Here is an 819-nt window from a genome sequence, read left to right as displayed (position 1 = left end):
GGGGTGGAGGTGAAGCGCATGCCGAAGTGGTGGGTGGGGGCGGGAGTTTCGGTTGTCATGGGGTCAACGGTGGAGGGGTTGACGTAGCGTGAGTAGTGACTGGGCGTAGGTGGATGCGAGCTGTACGTGCCGGGGGTGTCGTCGCGTCGCCGTCACCGGCCTCCAGCGCCGCGTCCGCGAGGAACGCCAGTCCCGGAGGCATTGTCTGNNNNCGGGACTGCGGTGACGAGTCGGTGGGTGTGGCTTGGAATGTTGCCTGAGAGGGTTTTGGCTGGAGGGGGTCGCGGGTCAGTGGCTACTGTCGCGAGCATGGTCGAACACGACGCCCTTCGGGCTACCCGTGAGGGTTACGACGCTGCCGCCACCACCTATGCGGAGCTGTTCCGCGACACGCTGCGTGACAGTCCACTGGACCGCGCGATCTTGGGCGTCTTCGCCGAAGCTGTTGGTGCGAGTGGGGGCGGGCAGGTCGCTGATCTGGGGTGTGGGCCTGGCCATATCACCGCGTATCTCGGTGAGTTGGGGTTGGAGGCCTTTGGTGTTGATGCCTCTCCCGCGATGATCGAATTGGCTCGTCAGGCCTGTCCAGGCCTGCGGTTCGACGTGGGGTCGATGGATGCGTTGAGCATCGCTGACGGCGTGCTGGGCGGCGTACTCTCGCGTTGGTCCATCATTCACACTCCGCCGTCAGAACTCCCCGTCATCCTCGCGGAGTTCCGCCGTGTGCTGGCACCTGGCGGCCACCTTTTGGTCGGCTTTTCGGCGAGCGATGGTCCGGCTCATCCGACGCAGGTCTTCGATCACACCGTCGCGCCGGCC

1 protein-coding gene is annotated in these 819 nt (G+C 65.5%); it reads left to right on the top strand.

Annotation, left to right across the window (positions count from 1 at the left end; genetic code table 11):
* Nucleotides 1–309: 309 nt before the first annotated feature.
* A partial coding sequence (locus tag J0695_RS39210) for a class I SAM-dependent methyltransferase (RefSeq protein ID WP_206969629.1) occupies nucleotides 310–819 on the top strand: 510 nt, incomplete at its 3' end.

It is taken from the genome of Streptomyces beijiangensis (assembly GCF_017315755.1).
Classification (GTDB): domain Bacteria; phylum Actinomycetota; class Actinomycetes; order Streptomycetales; family Streptomycetaceae; genus Streptomyces; species Streptomyces beijiangensis.
This window is presented reverse-complemented; position numbering and strand designations above follow the sequence as displayed.